18 protein-coding genes and 2 pseudogenes are annotated in these 19,711 nt (G+C 61.2%); 19 read left to right on the top strand and 1 reads right to left on the bottom strand.

The features are described from left to right. Positions 1-22: 22 nt before the first annotated feature. Positions 23-547, bottom strand: a complete 525-nt coding sequence (locus EJA05_RS28255; protein WP_190305986.1) for a hypothetical protein — start codon at positions 545-547, stop codon at positions 23-25. 204 nt (positions 548-751) lie between these two features. On the opposite strand from EJA05_RS28255, the gene EJA05_RS15415 reads away from it, so the two are divergent. From EJA05_RS15415 to EJA05_RS15315, 19 genes and pseudogenes are all read left to right on the top strand, one after another. Next, a complete protein-coding gene (locus EJA05_RS15415) occupies positions 752-2,218 on the top strand; it encodes a DUF637 domain-containing protein (protein WP_125858905.1) in 1,467 nt (488 codons plus the stop codon). 3 nt (positions 2,219-2,221) lie between these two features. Further along, positions 2,222-2,527, top strand: coding sequence for a hypothetical protein (locus EJA05_RS15410; protein ID WP_125858904.1), 306 nt, complete (start codon positions 2,222-2,224; stop codon positions 2,525-2,527). Between the two features lie 34 nt (positions 2,528-2,561). Next, positions 2,562-2,834, top strand: a complete 273-nt coding sequence (locus EJA05_RS28780; RefSeq protein ID WP_125861329.1) for a ribonuclease domain-containing protein — start codon at positions 2,562-2,564, stop codon at positions 2,832-2,834. A gap of 38 nt (positions 2,835-2,872) precedes the next feature. After that, positions 2,873-3,250, top strand: coding sequence for a barstar family protein (locus EJA05_RS15400; protein ID WP_125858903.1), 378 nt, complete (start codon positions 2,873-2,875; stop codon positions 3,248-3,250). Positions 3,251-3,912: 662 nt separating this feature from the next. Continuing rightward, positions 3,913-4,116 carry a hypothetical protein gene (locus tag EJA05_RS15395; protein ID WP_125858902.1) on the top strand — a complete coding sequence of 68 codons (204 nt, stop codon included), beginning with the start codon at positions 3,913-3,915 and terminating at the stop codon, positions 4,114-4,116. A 161-nt stretch (positions 4,117-4,277) separates the two neighbouring features. Beyond that, positions 4,278-4,477: pseudogene (locus EJA05_RS15390) on the top strand (IS5/IS1182 family transposase); the annotation flags it as partial. 222 nt (positions 4,478-4,699) lie between these two features. After that, positions 4,700-5,191 carry a DUF2247 family protein gene (locus EJA05_RS15385; RefSeq protein ID WP_125858901.1) on the top strand — a complete coding sequence of 164 codons (492 nt, stop codon included), beginning with the start codon at positions 4,700-4,702 and terminating at the stop codon, positions 5,189-5,191. A 343-nt stretch (positions 5,192-5,534) separates the two neighbouring features. Then, complete coding sequence (locus EJA05_RS15375; protein ID WP_125858900.1) at positions 5,535-5,888, top strand: hypothetical protein; 354 nt, start codon at positions 5,535-5,537, stop codon at positions 5,886-5,888. Between the two features lie 572 nt (positions 5,889-6,460). Further along, complete coding sequence (locus tag EJA05_RS15365; protein ID WP_223811830.1) at positions 6,461-6,811, top strand: DUF596 domain-containing protein; 351 nt, start codon at positions 6,461-6,463, stop codon at positions 6,809-6,811. Positions 6,812-7,003: 192 nt separating this feature from the next. Next, positions 7,004-7,264: pseudogene (locus EJA05_RS15360) on the top strand (class II aldolase/adducin family protein); the annotation flags it as partial. Between the two features lie 212 nt (positions 7,265-7,476). Next, positions 7,477-8,124 carry a TetR family transcriptional regulator C-terminal domain-containing protein gene (locus EJA05_RS15355; protein ID WP_125464352.1) on the top strand — a complete coding sequence of 216 codons (648 nt, stop codon included), beginning with the start codon at positions 7,477-7,479 and terminating at the stop codon, positions 8,122-8,124. Between the two features lie 76 nt (positions 8,125-8,200). Then, complete coding sequence (locus EJA05_RS15350) at positions 8,201-8,917, top strand: response regulator (RefSeq protein WP_125858899.1); 717 nt, start codon at positions 8,201-8,203, stop codon at positions 8,915-8,917. Continuing rightward, positions 8,917-9,678, top strand: a complete 762-nt coding sequence (locus EJA05_RS15345; RefSeq protein ID WP_407692100.1) for a substrate-binding periplasmic protein — start codon at positions 8,917-8,919, stop codon at positions 9,676-9,678. Before EJA05_RS15350 ends, EJA05_RS15345 begins: the two co-directional genes overlap by 1 nt. Beyond that, entirely contained in the window at positions 9,675-11,921 is a 2,247-nt protein-coding gene (locus tag EJA05_RS15340; RefSeq protein WP_125858897.1) for an ATP-binding protein, read from the top strand. The genes EJA05_RS15345 and EJA05_RS15340 overlap by 4 nt, the downstream gene beginning before the upstream one ends. Before the next feature lie 125 nt (positions 11,922-12,046). Next, a complete protein-coding gene (locus tag EJA05_RS15335) occupies positions 12,047-13,453 on the top strand; it encodes an amino acid permease (protein WP_125858896.1) in 1,407 nt (468 codons plus the stop codon). Between the two features lie 523 nt (positions 13,454-13,976). Further along, positions 13,977-14,768, top strand: a complete 792-nt coding sequence (locus tag EJA05_RS15330) for an enoyl-CoA hydratase/isomerase family protein (RefSeq protein WP_125858895.1) — start codon at positions 13,977-13,979, stop codon at positions 14,766-14,768. 37 nt (positions 14,769-14,805) lie between these two features. After that, the gene (locus tag EJA05_RS15325) at positions 14,806-15,966 is read left to right on the top strand and encodes an acyl-CoA dehydrogenase family protein (protein WP_125858894.1); all 1,161 of its coding nucleotides are present in this window, start codon (positions 14,806-14,808) and stop codon (positions 15,964-15,966) included. 13 nt (positions 15,967-15,979) lie between these two features. Then, a complete protein-coding gene (locus EJA05_RS15320; RefSeq protein WP_125858893.1) occupies positions 15,980-18,079 on the top strand; it encodes an acetate--CoA ligase family protein in 2,100 nt (699 codons plus the stop codon). A gap of 10 nt (positions 18,080-18,089) precedes the next feature. Next, positions 18,090-19,697, top strand: a complete 1,608-nt coding sequence (locus tag EJA05_RS15315; protein ID WP_125858892.1) for a 5-guanidino-2-oxopentanoate decarboxylase — start codon at positions 18,090-18,092, stop codon at positions 19,695-19,697. Positions 19,698-19,711: the final 14 nt, after the last annotated feature.

The following is a 19,711-nucleotide window of genomic DNA, read 5'->3' as shown; positions in this document are numbered from 1 at the left end:
CTCTTATCAGCTTGGCAAGTAATCAAAGGGTGCGGAATATTTTTCTGGAGGATGTTGCTGGCGGAAAATCTGAGTATTTCGTATGGGCAATTATGGTGTCTAGATTTGCCTCTATTTCGAGAAAAAAGTGGGCGGTAAGTGACCTAAGGGTGCAGGTAGATGCGGACAAAAGCGGCTGGAGATTACCTCCAGCCGTTTTGTGAAAGAAAGTGTAGTGAACCACCTGTGTTGGAATCGTCGATCCCTGGGCATTGATCGTCTCGATTCTCATCACCTGGCCATTCTCGTGGCTTTGGCCAGCAAACATGAGGCACGCATCCGCGCACAAAAGGAGCCCGGCTTGTCGCCGGCGGGCCACCGGCAGGGGGGTAGTACCCATTGGGTAGCCTGATCGACCTCTGGCAAGTGCATCGACCTCAGGCAGGTTGACCAGCAGACGGTCAGCCAGACCATTGATGCACTGGTCGCGGCCGATCCGCAGTTGGCCTGGATCAAGGCCGCCGAACAGCGTGGGGATGTGGATTGGCGGCAGGTGAAGGAAGTGCACGACTCCTTCAAGTACTGCAATTCGGGGCTGGGTGCTGCGTCGGCGATGATCATCGCCATCCTGGTGGCGTGGTGGCTGTCGTGGTGCTGATCCCGGCAGCACCGGCAACACTGGTGGCGGAAGACCCGACACTGGTGGCCAAACCACTCACCGCGCCTGCGGTGAACCACCATTGGTACGGCAGCCAGCGCCGCGACTACCGCTGTGGTCAGTTCGGCGGCCAGCAGCGCGGCGATCAGCACCATCAACAACCAGGGCGACCTGGGGGCGGTATTCAAAGACCTGGCATCGAGCGATGCCCTGCGCGGTTATCTTGTTTCCGGGATTACAGCCGGCCTTACCGCTGGGCTGTTCGACGATTGGATGGGGACTAAAACAGGTCCGGCCGGGGCACTGGAGAACGGCGGAAAAGTAGTCACTACCGAAAGCCTCTCCAAACTGGAAGGCATAGGCCGCTTCGCGGGCAACCAGTTGCTGCAGAACGGCACCTCTACCGTGCTAGATCGTGCCTTGGGGGGCGACAGTTCGTTCAGTGATGCCTTGCGCAGCAGTCTTGCCAACACCTTCGCCGCCGCAGGCTTCAACTGGGTGGGTGACCAGACCAGTCCTGACAGGTTGGACCTGAAGGAGGGCAGCGTCGCCAAGATCGGCCTGCACGCCATCATGGGAGGCTTGGCGGCAGAAGCGGCGGGCGGTGATTTCAAGACAGGGGCGCTGGCCGCTGGGGTGAACGAAGCGTTGGTTGGCAGCCTGTCGCAGTGGTACGGCACGATGGACCCCGAGCAGAAGAAACGCTTGCTGACGATGAACTCGCAGGTGATCGGGGTGCTGGCGGCCGCTGCTCAAGGTGGGGACGAGGCGGCGCTGCAGACTGGGGCTTGGGTGGCGGGGACGGCTACGCAGTACAACTATCTGCTCCACGAGGAAGTGGAGGAGATGCTGAAGCGCCAGGACGAGTGCCTGGATCAGAAATGCAAAGAGGGTATCAGGGAGGAGTACGCTCAGCTCGATGAAGAGCGCAATAAGAGGTTGCGAGACACCTGCAGGCAATCGCCTGAGCTGTGTGACGTGTTGCTCACGAAATTGCTTGCAGACCAACCCTTGTTGCAGGAAAAAGTCAAAGCATTAAAGAAGGAGGGCAAGGTCGAGGTTGCCGTTGTCATTGGCTTTGTCGTTGGACAGAGCAATGAAACTGCGATGCAGGAGATTGCGTCTGCATTGAGCCAAGAGTCCGAGTTTAAGCAAGGGCTCGGCCAGGTGTTGCTGGGTGTGGCGACGGGTGGTGGTGGGCGAACGCCGAAGCCTTCAGTCAGCCAGGGTGGTGGAAGGACAGGGTCTGCGGGGGGAGTAGGTGACGGGGGCGTGGTTGTTGGTGCAAAAGAAGTGCCTGCAGTTAAATGGAGTGCTCAGGAGAAACATTTTCCTGGTCATAACTCTTACACTCCAGGCCGCAGCATCTTGACAGCTGACCCTCGCAAGCTTGCTGAAAGCGCCGGAACTGGGCAGCAAGTCGGAAATATTCCAGTCGGTATGCCAGGCTCGAAAGAAAGGGTTGATTTTGGTGGGGCGATAGGGACATATATAGACGGTGCCGGCGTGTCGATGCCGACTACCAATGGGATAATCCATTACTCTAAAGATGGCATTCACATTGTGCCAGCGAGGCCTTAAAAAATGGGAACAGTTATTGATAACCCCGTTGTGATGGCTCGCCTCAGTTTGCAAAGAGCTCTTCTGGGTGAAGTCTCAAAAAAACTACGAGCTGTTGTTTTTTCCGTGTCGGGCGAAGCATTGGATATTAGGTTTTACTTTGATGGGGAAGTTGAGGAGCGTGATATCGAGTCGGCGTCTTGTGTTGAGACTGAGGTGCTTGCTGATTATGAAGAAAGCTTTAAGGTGTGCGCTCGAACTTTCAGGCTGGATGCTCCTGAGCCAATTGATGATGATGGTATATGGGTATTCAGGCGATACGAAAAGTAAATAGTTAAATGGTGCGAAAGCCGCCACTCGTTTCATCGATGGTATTAAGGTCGTTGATCAAAAAGCTGGACAAATTTTTCAAGGTGCAGTAGATCTTGGTCCAACCTTAGATCGAATAAAATCAGGTGGATCTTTCCCGCATCGAAACGATGGTTCTATATTCCAGAGTCGTGCATCGGATTTGCCGCAGAAGCCAGCCGGTTACTACACTGAATATGTTCATCCTACGCCGGGTATTGCAGGGCCCGGGCCTCAGCGAGTCGTCGTAGGAAAAGGTGGCGAAATGTATTACACAGCCGATCATTAAAAAACCTTCATCCAGATAAAAATTGAGGCCGCTCGAAGATGTTGCCATTCACATTTGTGGATATCCCGCCTTCATATGACGCGGCTGAGGTCTTTTATGTGCGGATTGATCCTGCCATTGGGAATGCAGATGAATTGATAAAGGCGCTGTATTATTTGCTTTGGTTGCCAGGGTATTTTGGATTTAACTGGAATGCCTTATATGACTGCTTGAGAGATCTCAGCTGGATTCCATGCCAAAAAATCGTCCTTGTGCATGCGGCTCTTCCAGGATTGCCAAGAAAGGATCTCCAGGTATATCTTGAGGTTTTGCGCGACTCCGTACTTGATTGGGTTGATGACGAAGGGCGCGAAATAGAAGTGGTCTTCAGGGAGGTCGACAGGTTTATGGTCGAAGAACTGCTAAAAATAGCTTAAGCCGTCCGTCGTGCACGACTATGCTGGGCACCAGAGATGCGGAAAAAGTTCTGCAATCTCACTCGTCCACTGCATCAATAGGATTTATAGGGCAGACTGTAGCTGCGGAAACCCTGAATATTTCGTTGAGGCAATTATGGTGTAAAACCTTGCCTCTATTGCGAAAAGAAAGTGGGCAGTAAGTGACCTTAGGGTACAGGTAGATGCGGACAAAAGCGGCTGGAGATTGCCTCCAGCCGTCTTGTGAAAGAAAGTGTAGTGAACCACCTGTGTTGGAATCGTCGATCCCTGGGCATTGATCGTCTCGATTCTCATCACCTGGCCATTCTCGTGGCTTTGGCCAGCAAACATGAGGCACGCATCCGCGCACAAGCGGAGCCCGGCTCATCGTTGGCGGGTCGCCGACAGGGGGAGAGTACCCATTGGGTAGCCTGATAGACCTCTGACAAGTGCATCGACCTCAGGCAGGTTGAGCAGTAGACGGTCAGCCAGACCATCTGTTCCACAGCGCAGACGGCACGAGGGAATTTCGTATCGACTCAGGATCTCTATCGGGAGCACATGCTCCAGGAGTTCCGCATGTGCATTTTGGAGTTAAAGACCCTGTGACTGGACGTTATGTATCTAACAATCATGTGCCCTACACGGAATAGGATGTAGATATGGCTGTAATTCGAGAGGGTGTTATTGTTGGTGGCGAGTATTTTGGCTGGAAAGTACTTATTGATGATGATCGCTGTGGCGATACCGGTGGATACTATATGTATTTAAAAAAAAGTGACGATGAAGGATTCGATTATTGGTTTGAGTGTGAGGCGGGACTTGCAGCTCAACTAGCCGATTTTGACGTTGATTGGATGAGTTGATCAATCAGCGTCATTGTTAGTTATTCTTTGGTGCACAAGGCGCGTTGAACACATCTTTTCTTGATGAGTTAACTGCTAAGGATTCTCCGAACAAGCCAGCACAGGCCACTCGATCTGTGCTGAAATAGCCTTCCGTTCAACTACCGTAGCAAGCCTTGCCCATGAGCCAGATGAACTTCTCCGATTTCGAATGTGCCGGTAAGCGCAAGCAAACCGCCGTGAGCGTTTCCTATCAGGGAAGGAACAGGTCGATCCGCGGAGCGGATAGGTCGCGTTGATTGAGTCGCACTACCCGAAGGTCGGTAGCGATCGTAAGCCGTATCCCTTGAAAACGATGCTGCGCATTCACTTGCGGCAGAACTAGTTTTTCCAGAGAAAGGAAGGCTTTTCACACTTCGTGGTGGGGATGGAAAGTCGTACAACCTTACCGAGATGGAAGGAACTGTGGATGGAAAACAAGGAATGTTTGAGTGGCTCGTCAACTCGAAGGGTGAGTTGACTCATCAGGGATTTATCCCGGCAGGAAGAATTACGGGTACGCCCAACCAAGTTCCATCTAGGTTGCCAAGGTAAGAGGTCAGGTATGCATAGAGTCTTAGATGGTGGGTTTTGCTTCTCAGAAGCGCCTTGGTTGAGCTGGGGGGAGATTAAGTACGGATTGGATCGTGGTTATTTAACTCCGGCAGGGGTTGTTGAATATTCTCTCAAAAGGCTTTCTGCTGAGTCCTCTGCGGATCACTATGAATTGGCTTGCCTGGCTGGTGACGAAGTTAGTAATATTCGAGGGTGCGTTATTCGTCTTGCGGCTAAGGATCTGCGAGATGACAGGGGGTTAGAGACAGTCTGGGTGTTTCTGATTTTTTTGTGGGTTTTCATAAATAGAGATAAATATCAAGATCCATTGGGGGTTGTTGAAGAGATGTATGCGGATTTCGACTATCCGGAGTCTGTTGCTCCTATTGTCAGATATATGCCGGCGGCAGATCCTTCCTTAGAGGGCGAAGATCAGCTTTTGAGAAATTGGTCCAATATATTGGACTCGTATAGGCGAGAGCTTGAGGGCGGTCGCTCATAAAAAGTTGGTGTAAAGGCACAGGTGGAATTGCTGGTTCCGCAAAAAATCTCGATTGCTGAACCGGTATTCGCCAAGCTCAACGATCCTCGAATGGGTCACCTAGTAGGAAAGCTTGATGCCGATGCGTTGCAAACTAGTCAATAATCCAAGTGCTCCAGGTAGCTCATATATCCGGTTGATGCCTCCAGGTTCAACGCCTGTTCCCGGCTTGGAGAATGGTTACTGGATATTCGTGAAAAATGGACAACCTGTTAACCCAGCCACGGGTGGAGCGGGTACAAGGGGAGACACGCACGTTCCTCTGCCACCCAACACTGTACCGCCTAGGGGGTAAGAGGAAGTTATGATTGATGAATTAGATTTGAAAGAGCTGACCTCGGCCATGCTGGTCGGTGTAACTGTCGGCGTGGGTTCTCAGGTTCTGATTTTCGGGAATGGAGTGACCGTATTAATGCAGTGTCCTTTTAGGTGCAATAAGGGGGGTGAGCAATGGGGGCACGGTGAAGAACCTGCCACCGGTGCTCTGGTTTTTGATTTCTTGAATCATAAAATTGAGCGTGCCTGTTTTGAAGTGGAAGGTGAGTTAGCGCTTGATTTTGGGGAAGTAGGGTCTCTGGTGATTGTTCCTGATTCAAATGGCTTGGAGTCTTATGTTCTGACCACGAGATTCGGGATAACTCCAGTTTCAGTGATTTGAGGGTGATTTCTCATGGGCGCAATTGGGCTGGCTTATTGGTGTGTTGAGGTTTGCCTATGGCTTCACTCGGCCATACTCGTGGCTTTGGTCGGTAAGAAAAAGGCACACGGATACTCCTGTTAAATAGAGAGGTTTTATCTGTTGTGTCCAAGATGTGAGCAGGGAGATGTTGTCAAGGCTAGAGTTATAGATGTCGACACTTGTTTGTTCGTATGTCAAGAGTGCGAGGCCTCATGGCTTTTGTACGATAACATTGGGGTTAAGGCCTTTGTCGACGTTGAGGCCCATATGGAGAGCCTAGGGTTGAAGCCACTATGGAGTGAGTTGCAAATCATTCCTGAATAGGTGCAAAAGACACCGCTCAATCTTTAGGGGTTTGGCTGGGTTGAAAGTATGCCTGTAGCTATAGTTGTCCCTGGGAAGGGAGTGATATATACAGCCAAGACTGGCGTCGGACCTCGAATATTCCTTCGAGATTTTTCCACTTCCTCGCAGCAGACAGGGGCTTCTTGGACGATAGATGTTATGGATAGGTCCACTAATGGCGTAAGAACGGTGAGGGTAAATTTTAAATGATTGAGGTGCTCTATAAGTCGGTGTTGCGAAGCGCGTTTGGGCTCTCAATGGGCGTTATATGGCAGCATATGTCGGTTGAACTTTTCGGTTCGACTGTTGATTGCGCGCGCCGAGTCAGTCTGTTCTTCTCCCTGATGGAGCGTTTGATGTTGGAGGGGAACATAAGACTTGCGCATGATGGCCTTTTCCTTGTTGGTACCATCCAGGATCAGCTAGACGTGCTCAAGGAAGCGTGGCCTAAAGATCCCGGTGAAGACGATCTTGATGGCTTCGGACTTTGGTTTATCACAGAAGCCCCAGCTGGGGTTGTATGGATAGACTCGGATGGGAAGGAGTTTTGGGCGTAGTTCGTAAATTAAGATTGTTGCAAAAGATACGCTTAACAAATCTTTGCTTGGTGAGTTAACTGCTAATGCTGTGATGCTTATCCGAGAGAATGTAATTGTAATTACTCGCAATTCTAGAGGAAAGTTATATTCCGAGAGACAGGAAACCCAAAATCCGGGTTGCAGCACATTATTGAGGAGTATGGTAGCCAACTGACCGTAGGGCGCAGCGTGAGCGAGGCGTTCATGCGCATGTATTACCTGGAGAAAGCCTGCGAGATCCAGCTCGCCGCCCAGGCCAGCGGCAAGCTGGTGTTGCCGCCCCATGAGGTGTGCGCGCACACCGAGCGGCAGTTCAATGACCCCGGGCGGCCGTTGGAAGAGGGGCAGTTGGCCGATCCGGACGCGATGCAGTTGGCCTGGGCGGCGTTGTTGCGGTTGCTGGACAAGGTGGCGCCGGAGTATCGCGATTGATTTGGTGAGCCTGCTCGATCCCCTGTAGGAGCGGCCTTGCGTCGCGAAAGGGCTGCGCAGCGGCCCCAGGATCTATGGTTCCCACAAGATTGCCGGGGCTGCTTCGCAGCCCTTTCGCGACACAAGGCCGCTCCTACAGTCAGCGTCAGGGTATCGCCAGTTGTCGGACTTGCTATACAGTCGTTCAACTGCACCCGCCACGAGACCCACCGATGTCCCAGGAAGCCCGCTTCAGCCGCATGCTGCCCGAACTGCGCAAGGCCAATCTGGTCGAGGCCACCCTGGCCTGCCTGAAACGCCATGGCTTCCAGGGCGCCTCGATCCGCAAGATCTCCGCCGAGGCCGGCGTGTCGGTCGGCCTGATCAGCCATCACTATTCCGGCAAGGACGAACTGGTCGCCGAAGCCTACATGGCCGTCACCGGCCGGGTGATGCAGCTGCTGCGCGAGGCCATGGACCAGGTCGCGCCCAACGCCCGCGAGCGCCTGTCGGCGTTCTTTCGTGGCTCGTTCAGCGCCGAACTGCTCGACCCGCAACTGCTCGACGCCTGGCTGGCCTTCTGGGGCGCGGTGAAAACCGCCGAGGCGATCAACCAGGTGCACGACCACTCCTACGGCGAATACCGCCGCGAACTGCGCAGCCTGCTCAGCGAACTGGCACGGGAGGAGGGGTGGGAGCGCTTCGACGCCGACCTCGCCGCCATCAGCCTGAGCGCGTTGCTGGACGGCCTGTGGCTGGAGTCGGGCCTGAACCCCGGCACCTTCACCCCGGCCCAGGGCGTGCAGATCTGCGAAGCCTGGGTCGATGGCCTGCAAGCCGGCGGTCGGCAACGCTTCACCCTGCCGGCCGAGGGCTGTTGATCGACCGTTCAGCAATCGCTAGTCTTGGCCCACTCTAATAAGAAACACGCCCACGGGCGACTCAGGACCAAACGCAATGACCTCTCGGGTACTGATCGTCGACGACGATCCGCTGATTCGTGATTTGCTCCAGGCCTACCTGTCCCAGGAAGGCTATACCGTCCACTGCGCCGCTACTGCGGAACAGGCCGAGGCCCTGTTGGCCGAGCAGCCGGTGGAGCTGGTGATGCTGGATATCCGCCTGCCCGGCAAGGACGGCCTGACCCTGACCCGCGAACTGCGGGTGCGTTCGGAGGTGGGGATCATCCTGATCACCGGCCGCAACGACGACATCGACCGCATTGTCGGCCTGGAATGCGGCGCCGACGACTACGTAAGCAAGCCGCTCAACCCCCGCGAGCTGGTGTCGCGGGCCAAGAACCTGATCCGCCGTGTGCGCCACGCCCAGGGCACCCGGCCCGCCACCCAGGCATCTGCCGCCCTCAAGCAGTTCGGGGATTGGGCGCTGGACTGCGACCGCCGCCGCCTGATCGATGCGCAAGGTGGCGAAACCCTGCTGACCCACGGTGAGTTCCAACTGCTCAGCGTGTTCCTGCGCAACAGCGGCCACACCCTGAGCCGCGACCAGTTGATGGACCAGATCCGCAACCGCGAGTGGGTGCCCAACGACCGTTCCATCGACGTGCTGGTCGGGCGCCTGCGGCGCAAGCTGCACGACGACCCTGCCGAACCCGAGCTGATCATCACCATCCACGGCGCCGGCTACCTGTTCACCGCAAGCGTGGCCGCGTGATCCGGCGCCTGTTCGGCCTGCTGGTGTTGCTGCTGAGCGGCGCGTTGCAGGCCGCCGAGGTCGTCCGTTACTGCGATTACCCGGTCTACCCGCCGGTGTCCTGGAGCGATGGCAAGCAACCGCGCGGCCTGGCGCCGACGGTGGTGCGCGAGCTGTTCGGGCGGCTGGGCTACCGGGTCGAGATGGTGGTGCTGGGCAACTGGCAGCGGTGCCTGCTGGACGCCGCCGAAGGGCGGGTGGATGTGGTGCTGGCTTACGCCTCGGAGCAACGCGCCCAGGCCATGCGCTTTTCCACGGTGCCGGTGCTGCGCGAAGAGGTGGCGGTGTTTGCCAATCGCCAGCGGCCGCTGAAGTTTGCAACCCTCGAAGACTTGGCCCGGTACCGTGGCGGGCTGTTGTTCGGCGAAAGCTACGGCGCCGACTTCGACCGTTTCGTGGCGCGGCACCAGAACATCGAGTGGGTGTCGGACAGCGGGCAGAACTTCGGCAAGCTGATCCGCGGGCGCATCGATTTCGTGATCCAGGAGCGGCGCACCGGCCAGCTGTTCGTCGAGCACCTGCCCGGTGCCCGGGACATCGTCGCGCTGGGGCCTGCGTTGAGTGTCGACTACCTGCGCGTGGCGGTGTCGCGCCACTCGCCCTTGAGTGAGCACATGAACGAGATCGACGTGCAGTTGCAGAAAATGACCGATGCCGGCGAGCTGGAGCGCTGGTTGCATGAAAGCGAGGTCACCTACCGCGACATGGTCAGGCAGCCATGACCCGCCTGCAACCGGGTGGCCTGCTGCGTCGGCTGCTGCTGTTCATCCTGCTGTTCAGCCTGTGCTTCACGGTGCTGGCCAGCAGTGTGCAACTGTACTTCGAGTACCGCCGCGAAATGCGCGACATCGATGGGCGCATGGAGCTGATTCGTGCCGGTTACCTGGCCAGCCTCGAGCGCAGCCTGTGGGACCTGAACCAAGAGCAGTTGAACGTGCAGTTGCGTGGGCTGGTGGACTTCTCCGATGTGGCGCGGGTGCGCCTGAACAGCGACGATTTCACCTTGCAGCAAGGGGATCCGGCGCCAACGGGGCCGCTGCGGGTCGAGCGCTTTGCCCTGGATTTCCAGCCGCCTTCCGGGCCGGTGCGCCATCTGGGCGAGCTTGAGGTGAGCATCGACCTTGGCGCGGTGCACCGCCGTCTGTTCGCCACCGGCCTGACCAGCCTGCTGTGGATGAGTGTGTTCCTGTGCGGGCTGGCGCTGGCGCTGTCGGGGCTGTTCTATCGCCTGGTGACCCGCCACTTGCAGGTGATGGCCGACTTCGCCCGACGCATCGGTGCCGGGCAGTGGCATGAACCGCTGCGCCTGAACAAGCGCCGCTCAGCGTACCCGGACGAGATCGACAGCGTGGCACTGGCACTGGACGACATGCGCCGGGCAATCCTCAGCGATATCGAGCGCCGCGAGACCGATCGCCTGGCCCTGCAGGACAACCGCGACGAACTGCAGAAGCAGGTCGAGCGCCGCACCGCCAGCCTGCTGCGCGCCAAGGACGACGCCGAGGCGGCCAACCTGGCCAAGTCGCGCTTCCTCGCCACCATGAGCCACGAATTGCGCACGCCGCTCAACGGCATCCTCGGCATGGCCGAACTGCTGCGCGACGCCGGGTTGGCGACGCAGGACCGCAAGCGCCTGGAGGCGCTGTACAAGGCCGGCGAAGGGCTGCTGGGCATCCTCAACGAAGTGCTCTATTTCGCCAGGCTCGAAGAAGGCGAAAGCCACCCGGAAACCGTCGGCTTCTCCCTGCGCCAGTTGTGCGACGAAGTACTGACGCTGCTCGAACCCCGAGCCCTGGCCAACGACAGCCTGGTACTGTGCCGCATCGACCCACGATTGGCCACGCACCAGCGCGGTGCCGAGCAGTACCTGCGCCAGGTGCTGAGCAACCTGCTGGCCAATGCGATCAAGTTCACCGAGGGCGGCGAGATCCTGGTCGAGGTGGAGGTGCTGCGGGAGGAGGCCGGGCGCCAGCACCTGCGACTGAGTGTCAGCGACGATGGCATCGGTATCTGCGAAGCGATGCAGCCGAAGATCTTCGACCGCTTCGTCCAGGCCAGCGAGGCGGTGGCGCGGCGTTATGGCGGCACGGGCCTGGGGCTGGCGATCAGCAAGCACCTGGTCGAACAGATGGGCGGGCAGATCGGCGTGCGTAGCCGCGAGGGGGAGGGCAGTTGCTTCTGGTTCGAGCTCGACCTTGAGGCCGTGCAGCAGGCCGAGGCGCTGCCGGCTGCCGTTGCAAGCACGGCGCCCCTGGACATTCTGGTGGTGGAGGACGTGGCGCTTAACCGTGAGGTGGTGCGCGGGTTGCTGGAGCGCGACGGCCACCGGGTGTGGCTGGCCGAGGATGCCGAGCAGGGGCTTGAACTGTGCGCACAGCGGCGCTTCGACCTGCTGCTGCTGGATGTGCACCTGCCGGGCATCAGCGGCGTGGCGCTGTGCCGACAGGTGCGTGCGGGCGATACCGCCAATCGGGACACGCGCATTCTGGCACTGACCGCCAGTGTCCAACCGGGGCTGGTGCGCGCTTACCTGGATGCCGGCATGCAGGGCGTGCTGGGCAAGCCGCTCAAGCTTGCCAACCTGCGCCAGGCGCTGGCAGACCAGCAACAGCAACCGGCACCGGCTACCTGGCTGGACCACGACTTGCTGGATACCCACCGCACCCTGCTCGGCGCGCAGAAGTTGCAAGGCCTGCTGGCCGGTCTGCGTGACGCGCTGCACCAGCAGCGCCAGGCACTGCTTGAAGCGGTCGCGGCGGGTGACTGTACCGAGGTGACTCACCTGGCCCATCGGCTGGCTGGCAGCAGTGATTCCTTGGGATTTTGCGGGCTGGCCGCCACGTTGCGCAGCCTCGAAACGCACGCCCTGGCGCGGGATAAAACCGCGGTGCAGGCCATGGCCGCGTCGCTGAGTGAGCAGCTGCTGCGCGCCGAACACAGCCTGGCGGAACTGTTGGCCGCCTGAGCGACAAAAAACTTACGACTTTTTACATCTTCGATCTTTACGGTCAATCGGGCCTTACATCGCTTTCCAATAATCGGGGCAGCCGCTGCACACGCGGCCCTCAAGGCTTATTGGAGATAACAATAATGAAAGGCCGTAAAGCTGAAGGTATCCAACTCACACGGGCATTGAAGAGCCGGCACATCTTCATGCTCTCGCTCGGTGGCGTGATCGGTACCGGGCTGTTCATGGGCTCGGGCGTGACCATCAACCAGGGCGGGCCGGTGGGCGCGATCCTGGCTTACCTGGTGGCCGGTTTGCTGATGTACCTGGTGATGGTCTGCCTGGGCGAGCTATCGGTGCAGATGCCGGTGTCCGGCTCGTTCCAGGCCCATGCGACGAAATTCATCGGCCCCGCCACCGGCTTCATGATCGGCTGGGTGTACTGGATGAGCTGGGCCACCACCGTGGGCCTGGAGTTCACCGCCGCCGGCATGCTGATGGAACGCTGGTTCCCGGGGGTGCCGATCTGGTACTGGTCGGCGCTGTTCGTGGCGGTGCTGTTCGGCATCAACGCGCTGGCGACCCGTGCCTTCGGCGAGGCGGAATACTGGTTTGCCGGCATCAAGGTGGCGGCGATTCTCGGTTTCATCGTCGTCGGGGTGCTGGTGATCTTCGGCGCCATCCCGCTGACCAGCGGGGCACCGGCGCCAATGATGAGCAACCTGATCGGTGAATCGCTGTTCCCCAACGGCCTGTCGGCGGTGTTCGCGGTGATGATGACCGTGGTCTACGCCTTCCAGGGCTGCGAGATCATGGGCGTGGCGGCGGGTGAAACCGACCAGCCGGAAAAGAGCATTCCGCGGGCGGTGCGCAACGTGGTGTTCCGCGTGCTGATCTTCTATGTGCTGGCCATCGTGGTGCTGTCGGCGATCGTGCCCTGGCAGCAGGCCGGGCTGATGGAAAGCCCGTTCGTGCAGGTGTTCGACATGGTCGGCATTCCCTATGCGGCGGACCTGATGAACTTCGTGATCCTCACCGCGATCCTGTCGGTGGGCAACTCGGGACTGTATGCCTCCACCCGTATCCTCTGGGCGATGTCCAAGACCGGCATGGCGCCCAAGAGCCTGTCGCCGCTGAGCAGCCGAGGTGTGCCGCTGCGCGCGCTGTTCATCACCCTGTGCTTCGCGCTGGTCTCGCTGATGACCAGCTTCGTCGCGGCGGACACCTTGTTCATGGTGCTGATGGCGGTAAGCGGCATGTCGGGGACGGTGACCTGGATCGTGATTGCCCTGGCGCAGTACCGCTTCCGCCAGCAGTTCCTGCGCGAGGGCGGGCAGGTGAGCGAGCTCAAGTACCGTGCGCCGCTGTACCCGCTGGTGCCGTTGCTGTGCATCACCTTGTGCAGTTCGCTGTTTGTGTTTTTGGCGATGGATGAGACCCAGCGGCCTTCGTTGTATTGGGGCTTTGGGTTTATTGCGCTGTGTTATGCGGCGTATTTCGTGGTGCAGCGCAGGCGCCAGGGGGTGGCGGTGGAAGTTCCGGTGGTTTGAGGGGGATTTGGTAGGTGTTTGCCGGCGAATTGGGTGAGGGCCACCAGGTGCCCGCCGGTGATTTTGCAGCGCCTATCAGATCGAGCGCCGCCCGCGCGGCGCTTCGCGGGTAAACCCGCTCCCACAGTCTGTTTCGGGCCAGTCTCTCCTGGACCATCTCCTGGTCCGCCTTGTTGGTAAGACGCGGTTTCAGCGTGGGCGTTGCCGCCGCCCCACATGACTCAAGGCATGCACCAAGGCAGGCACCGGTACTTTCACAGGAGTAATTGGCCCGAAACAAACTGTGGGAGCGGGTTTACCCGCGAAGCGCCGCGCGGGCGGCGCTCGATCTCATAGGCGCCGCAACCCTGTCGCCATGCACCTTGTAGCCAAAACGCGATCCTGTTCTCCCCCCTGATTCCCCACCACTTGTTCGAAGTTGTAACACCGCCTTCTCCCCCAATTGCCTCCTTGTTGAACACTCGTTTAGCATGAGCCTCAAGTCACCCACCCTCAGCACAATCACAACAATCCGAGGCCCGTCATGACTGCTCCGTCGTCCCTACTCATCCAGGTTGAAGCCGGCGTCGCCTGGATCACCTTGAACCGCCCCGACCAGCGCAACGCCCTGGACATCCCAACCCTCAAACACCTGCACGCCACCCTGGATGCCTGCAACAGCGACCCGGCCGTGCGCGTGGTGGTGCTGACCGGCACCGGCCGCAGCTTCTGCGCCGGTGCCGACCTTGCCGAATGGGCCGAGGCCGAAGCCCGCGGCGCACTGGAAACCTACGGCTGGACCGAAACCGCCCACGCCCTGATGCAGTGCCTGCACAGCCTCGATAAACCCACCATCGCCGCCATCAACGGCACCGCCGTTGGCGCCGGCATGGACCTGTCGCTGTGCTGCGACCTGCGCCTGGCCGCGCAATCGGCCCGCTTCAAGGCCGGCTACACCAGCATGGCCTACTCGCCGGACGCCGGCGCCAGCTGGCACCTGCCTCGGCTGATCGGCACCGAACAGGCCAAGCGCCTGCTGTTCCTCGACGAACTGTGGGGCGCCGAGCGTGCCCTGGCCGCCGGCCTGGTAGGTGAAGTGGTCGCCGACGAGCAACTGGCCACGGCGGCCGCCGAATTGGCTGCGCGCCTGGCCCAGGGTCCGACCTTCGCCCATGCCCAGACCAAGCGCCTGATCCGTGACGGCGCCCAGCGCAGCCTGGCCGAACAGCTCAGCGCAGAACTGGCCGCCGGCCTGCTCTGCGGGCGTAGCGAAGACGGTGCCGAGGCCTTGCGCGCCGCCAGCGAAAAACGCGCGCCACGCTTCATCGGCAAATAAGTACTCCCTCTTTCCCCCGGTTACCCAGGAACAGGCCATGAATTTCCAACTGACCCAAGAACAAGAAATGTTGGTGGATGCCGTACGCAGCTTCGTCGCCAAGGAGCTGCTGCCCCATGAAGAGGCCGTGGACCGCGCCGATGAAGTCTCCCCCGAACTCGCTGCGCAGATCCGCGGCAAGGCCATCGCCGCCGGCTTTTACGCCTTCAACATGCCCGAGGAAGTGGGCGGCGGCGGCCTCGACTACCTGTCCCAGGCGCTGATCGAGCGCGAGCTGTCGAAAGTCTCCTGGGCGCTGCACGTGTTCGTCGCCCGGCCCTCGAAGATCCTCATGGCCTGCACCGGCCAGCAGATCGACGACTACCTGCTGCCGTGCATCCAGGGCGAGAAGATCGACTGCTTCGCCCTGACCGAACCGGGCGCCGGCTCCGACGCCAACGCCATCAAGACCCGCGCCCTGCGCGAGGGCGACGACTTCGTGCTCAACGGCAGCAAGCACTTCATCAGCCATGCCGGGCACGCCGACTTCGCCATCGTCTTCGCCGTCACCGACACCTATGAGCACAACGGCCGCAAGCGCAACGCGGTGACCGCCTTCCTGGTCGACCGCGACACCCCGGGCATGACCATCCGCCGCGGCCCGAAATGCGTGAGCAACCGCGGCTACCACACCTTCGAGATGTTCTTCGACGACTGCCGGGTGCCGGCCAGCAAGGTGCTCGGTGAAGTCGGCAAGGGCTGGGAGGTGGCCAACGCCTGGCTGACCGCAGGCCGGGTGATGGTCGCCGCCAACTGCGTCGGCCAGGCCCAGCGTGCGCTGGATGCGTCGCTGCAATGGGCAGCCGACCGCAAACAGTTCGGCCAGGCGATCGGCAGCTACCAGGGGGTGTCGTTCAAGCTGGCCGACATGGCCACGCAGATCCGCGCCGCCGAGCTGTTGACCCTGCACACCGCCTGGAAGATGGACCAGGGCAGCATGACCGACGGCGAGGCCGGCATGGCCAAACTGTTCGCCAGCGAAGTGCTGGGCAAGGTGGCCGACGAGGCCGTGCAGATCTACGGCGGCATGGGCCTGATGGACGAAGGCCCGGTGGAGCGGATCTGGCGCAACGCGCGGATCGAACGGATCTGGGAAGGCACCTCGGAGATCCAGCGCCACATCATCTCCCGCGAACTGCTGCGCCCGCTGCTGCGCTGACCGGAGCCTCGCCATGTCCAACGCCATTCGTGACAACCTCAAGCGCCTGCTGGCGCCCCGGCACCTGGCCTTCATCGGCGGGCGCAGCATGGCCCGCGCACTCAAGCGCTGCGCCGACGGCGGCTACCAGGGCCAGCTGTGGCTGGTAAATCCGCAGCACGACAGCATCGACGGCGTGCCGTGCGTGCGCAGTGTGGCCGAGCTGCCCTGCGCGCCGGACGCAGTGTTCATCGCCACCAACCGCGAACTGACCCTGGCCTGCGTCGCCGAGCTGGCCGCCAAGGGCGCGGGTGGGGCGATCTGCTATGCCTCGGGCTTCGCCGAAAGCGGCGCCGAAGGCCTGGCCCTGCAACAGCAATTGCTGGCCGCCGCCGGCGACATGGCCCTGCTCGGGCCCAACTGCTACGGCCTGCTCGACTACCTGCACAGCGCCGCCCTGTGGCCCGTGGCCCACGGCGGCAAGGCGGTGGACAAGGGCGTGGCGGTGCTGACCCAGAGCGGCAACTTTGCCTACAACCTGTCCATGAGCGATCGTTCGCTGCCGGTGGCCTACATGGCCTCGGTGGGCAACCAGGCCCAGCTGGGCATCGCCGAACTGATGGACGTGCTGCTCGACGAGCCACGGGTCACGGCCATCGGCCTGCACCTGGAAGGCTTGAAGAACGTGCCGGGCTTTGCCCGCGCCGCGCACAAGGCGCTGGAGAAGGGCATCCCGATCATCGCGCTGAAGACCGGCGTGTCGCAGATCGGCGCCGAACTGGCGTTGAGTCATACCAGCTCGCTGTCCGGCTCCGACGCCCTGTACGACAGCTTGTTCGAGCGCCTTGGGGTGATCCGTGTCAGTGGCCCGGTGAGCTTCGTCGAAACCCTCAAGGCCGCCGCCTGCGGCAACCTGCCCAAGGGCGACAGCCTGATCGCCCTGGCCTGCTCAGGGGGGGACGCCGGGCTGATCGCCGACTACAGCGAAGGCAACCAACTGCGCCTGCCTGCCCTGGACAGCAGCCAGGTCGACGAGCTGGCCCAGGTGCTACCGGCCTACGCCAACCTGGTCAACCCGCTGGACTTCACCACGGCAATCTGGGGCGACGGCGAGGCCAAGCAGCGCATGCTCGACAGCGCCCTGCGCAGCGACGCCGACGCGGCCATGCTGGTGCTGGATTACCCCGCCGAGTTCACCGGCGAACGCAAGGAGTGCGACCTGCTGCTGGGGCTGTTCTGCGAGGCGCTGCAGCGCCATGGCAAGACCGGCTTCGTCACCTCGGCCTTCCCCGAACTGCTGCCGGCCAGCGCCCGCGAGCGATTGCACGCGGCCGGTGTACCGGCCCTGCAAGGGGTGGAAGACGGCCTGGCGGCCTGGGGGCGGGTGGCCCGCTATGGGCAAAAACGCGAGGCGCTGCTGGCCCTGGGCGAATCGGCGCTGGTGCCGCTGTGCCCACAGGCACTTGGCGGTGACAACCATCTGCTCAATGAGTGGGAGTCCAAGCAGGCCCTGCGTGGCTTTGGCTTGCCCGTGCCGAATGGCGTGTTGAGCAGCCCGCAGCAGGCGCTGGCCGATGCGCGCACGGTAGGCTTCCCGCTGGTGCTCAAGGCCGTCAGTGCGCAGTTGCCGCACAAGACCGAGGCCGGCGCCGTGGCGCTGAACCTGGGCGATGAAGCGGCCCTGAGCCGGGCGCTGGAACAAATGCGCGCACGCATCGCCGCCTACGCCCCCGGCGTCGTCTTCGACCAGGTGCTGCTCGAGCCCATGGCCAGCGCACCGCTGGCCGAGTTGATCGTCGGCATCAAGCGCGAGCCGGACTTCGGCCTGGCGATGGTCATCGGTGCCGGCGGCATCCTCGTCGAGCTGCTCAAGGACAGCAAGAGCCTGCTGTTGCCGACCACCGACGGCGCCATTCGCAACGCCGTGCTCGGCCTGCGCAGCGCCGCTTTGTTGCAGGGCTTTCGCGGTAAGCCCGACGCAGACCTGGACGCGCTGGTCGCCGCCATCCGCGCGGTGGCCGACTACGCCTGCGAGAACGCCAGCCAGTTGCTGGAGCTGGATGTGAACCCATTGATGGTCGGTGCCACCGGCACCACCGCGGTCGATGCCTTGATCCGCCTCGGCCAGGTGTAAGGACATGAACATGACGAACAACACATTGACCGGTGGCCAGGCGCTGGTGCGCCTGCTGGCCAACTACGGCGTCGACACCGTCTTCGGCATCCCCGGCGTGCACACCCTGGAGCTGTACCGCGGCCTGCCCGGCAGCGGCATCCGCCATGTGCTCACCCGCCACGAGCAGGGCGCCGGCTTCATGGCCGACGGCTATGCGCGGGTCAGCGGCAAGCCGGGGGTGTGCTTCATCATCACCGGCCCCGGCGTGACCAATGCCGCCACCGCCATTGGCCAGGCTTACGCCGACTCGATACCGATGCTGGTGATCTCCAGCGTCAACCACACGGCCAGCCTGGGCAAAGGCTGGGGCTGCCTGCACGAGACCCAGGACCAGCGCGCCATGACCGCGCCGATCACCGCGTTCTCGGCGGTGGCCCTCAAGGCCGAGGACCTGCCGGAGCTGATCGCCCGCGCCTATGCGGTATTCGACAGCGACCGGCCGCGCCCGGTGCATATCTCGGTGCCGCTGGATGTGCTGGCGGCGCCCGTGGCGCGGGACTGGAGCTTTGATGTGGTGCGCCGCCCCGGGCGCGGCCCGGCGAACCTTGCAAGCGTGGAGCTGGCGGCCAGCAAACTGGCGGCAGCCAAACGCCCGATGATCATTGCCGGGGGTGGCGCGCTGGGCGCTGCGGCCGAGCTGCAACTGCTGAGCAAGCGCCTGGCCGCACCGTTCTTCACCAGCGTGGCCGGCAAGGGCCTGGCGCCATTGGACTCACCGCTCAACGCCGGCTCCAGCCTGTGCGTCGAGCCCGGTTGGGACCTGATCACCCAGGCCGACGTGGTGCTGGCGGTCGGTACCGAAATGGCCGACACCGACTTCTGGCGCGAGCGCCTGCCATTGAACGGCGAGCTGCTGCGGGTGGATATCGACCCGCGCAAGTTCAACGACTTCTACCCCTGCGCGGTAGCGCTGCACGGCGATGCCCGGCAGACCGTGGCTGCGCTGCTGGAACAACTGCCGGACAGCGTGCGCGATGCCACAACGGCCAGCGCCTCGGTGGCCACGTTGCGCAGCGCGGTGCAGGCCAGCCACGGCCCGTTGCAGGCGCTGCACCAGTCCATCCTCGAGCGCATCGCCGCCGAGTTGCCGGACAACGCCTTCATCAGTACCGACATGACTCAGTTGGCCTACACCGGCAATTACGTGTTCAACAGCCGGGCGCCGCGCAGCTGGCTGCACCCGACCGGCTACGGCACCCTGGGCTACGGCCTGCCTGCGGGTATCGGCGGCATGTTCGGCAGCAGCGAGCGCCCAGGCCTGGTGTTGGTGGGGGACGGCGGCTTCCTCTATACCGCCCAGGAACTGGCCACTGCCGTCGAAGAGCTGGACCGCCCGCTGGTGGTGCTGCTGTGGAACAACGACGCGCTGGGGCAGATCCGCGACGACATGCTCAACCTGGACATCGAGCCCATCGGCGTGCTGCCGCGCAACCCGGACTTCGCAGGCCTGGCCCGCGCGTTCGGCTGCACGGTCGCCCAGCCGCAAAGCCTCGACGAACTGCAACGGGACCTGCGCGGCGGCTTCTCCCGCAACGGCGTGACCCTGATCGAGCTCAAGCACGCCTGCGCGCGCTGAGCCCATCCCGCACA

It is taken from the genome of Pseudomonas oryziphila (assembly GCF_003940825.1).
Taxonomy (GTDB): domain Bacteria; phylum Pseudomonadota; class Gammaproteobacteria; order Pseudomonadales; family Pseudomonadaceae; genus Aquipseudomonas; species Aquipseudomonas sichuanensis.
Note: the sequence above shows the minus strand (reverse complement) of the source record. Positions and strands in the feature narration are given on the sequence as shown.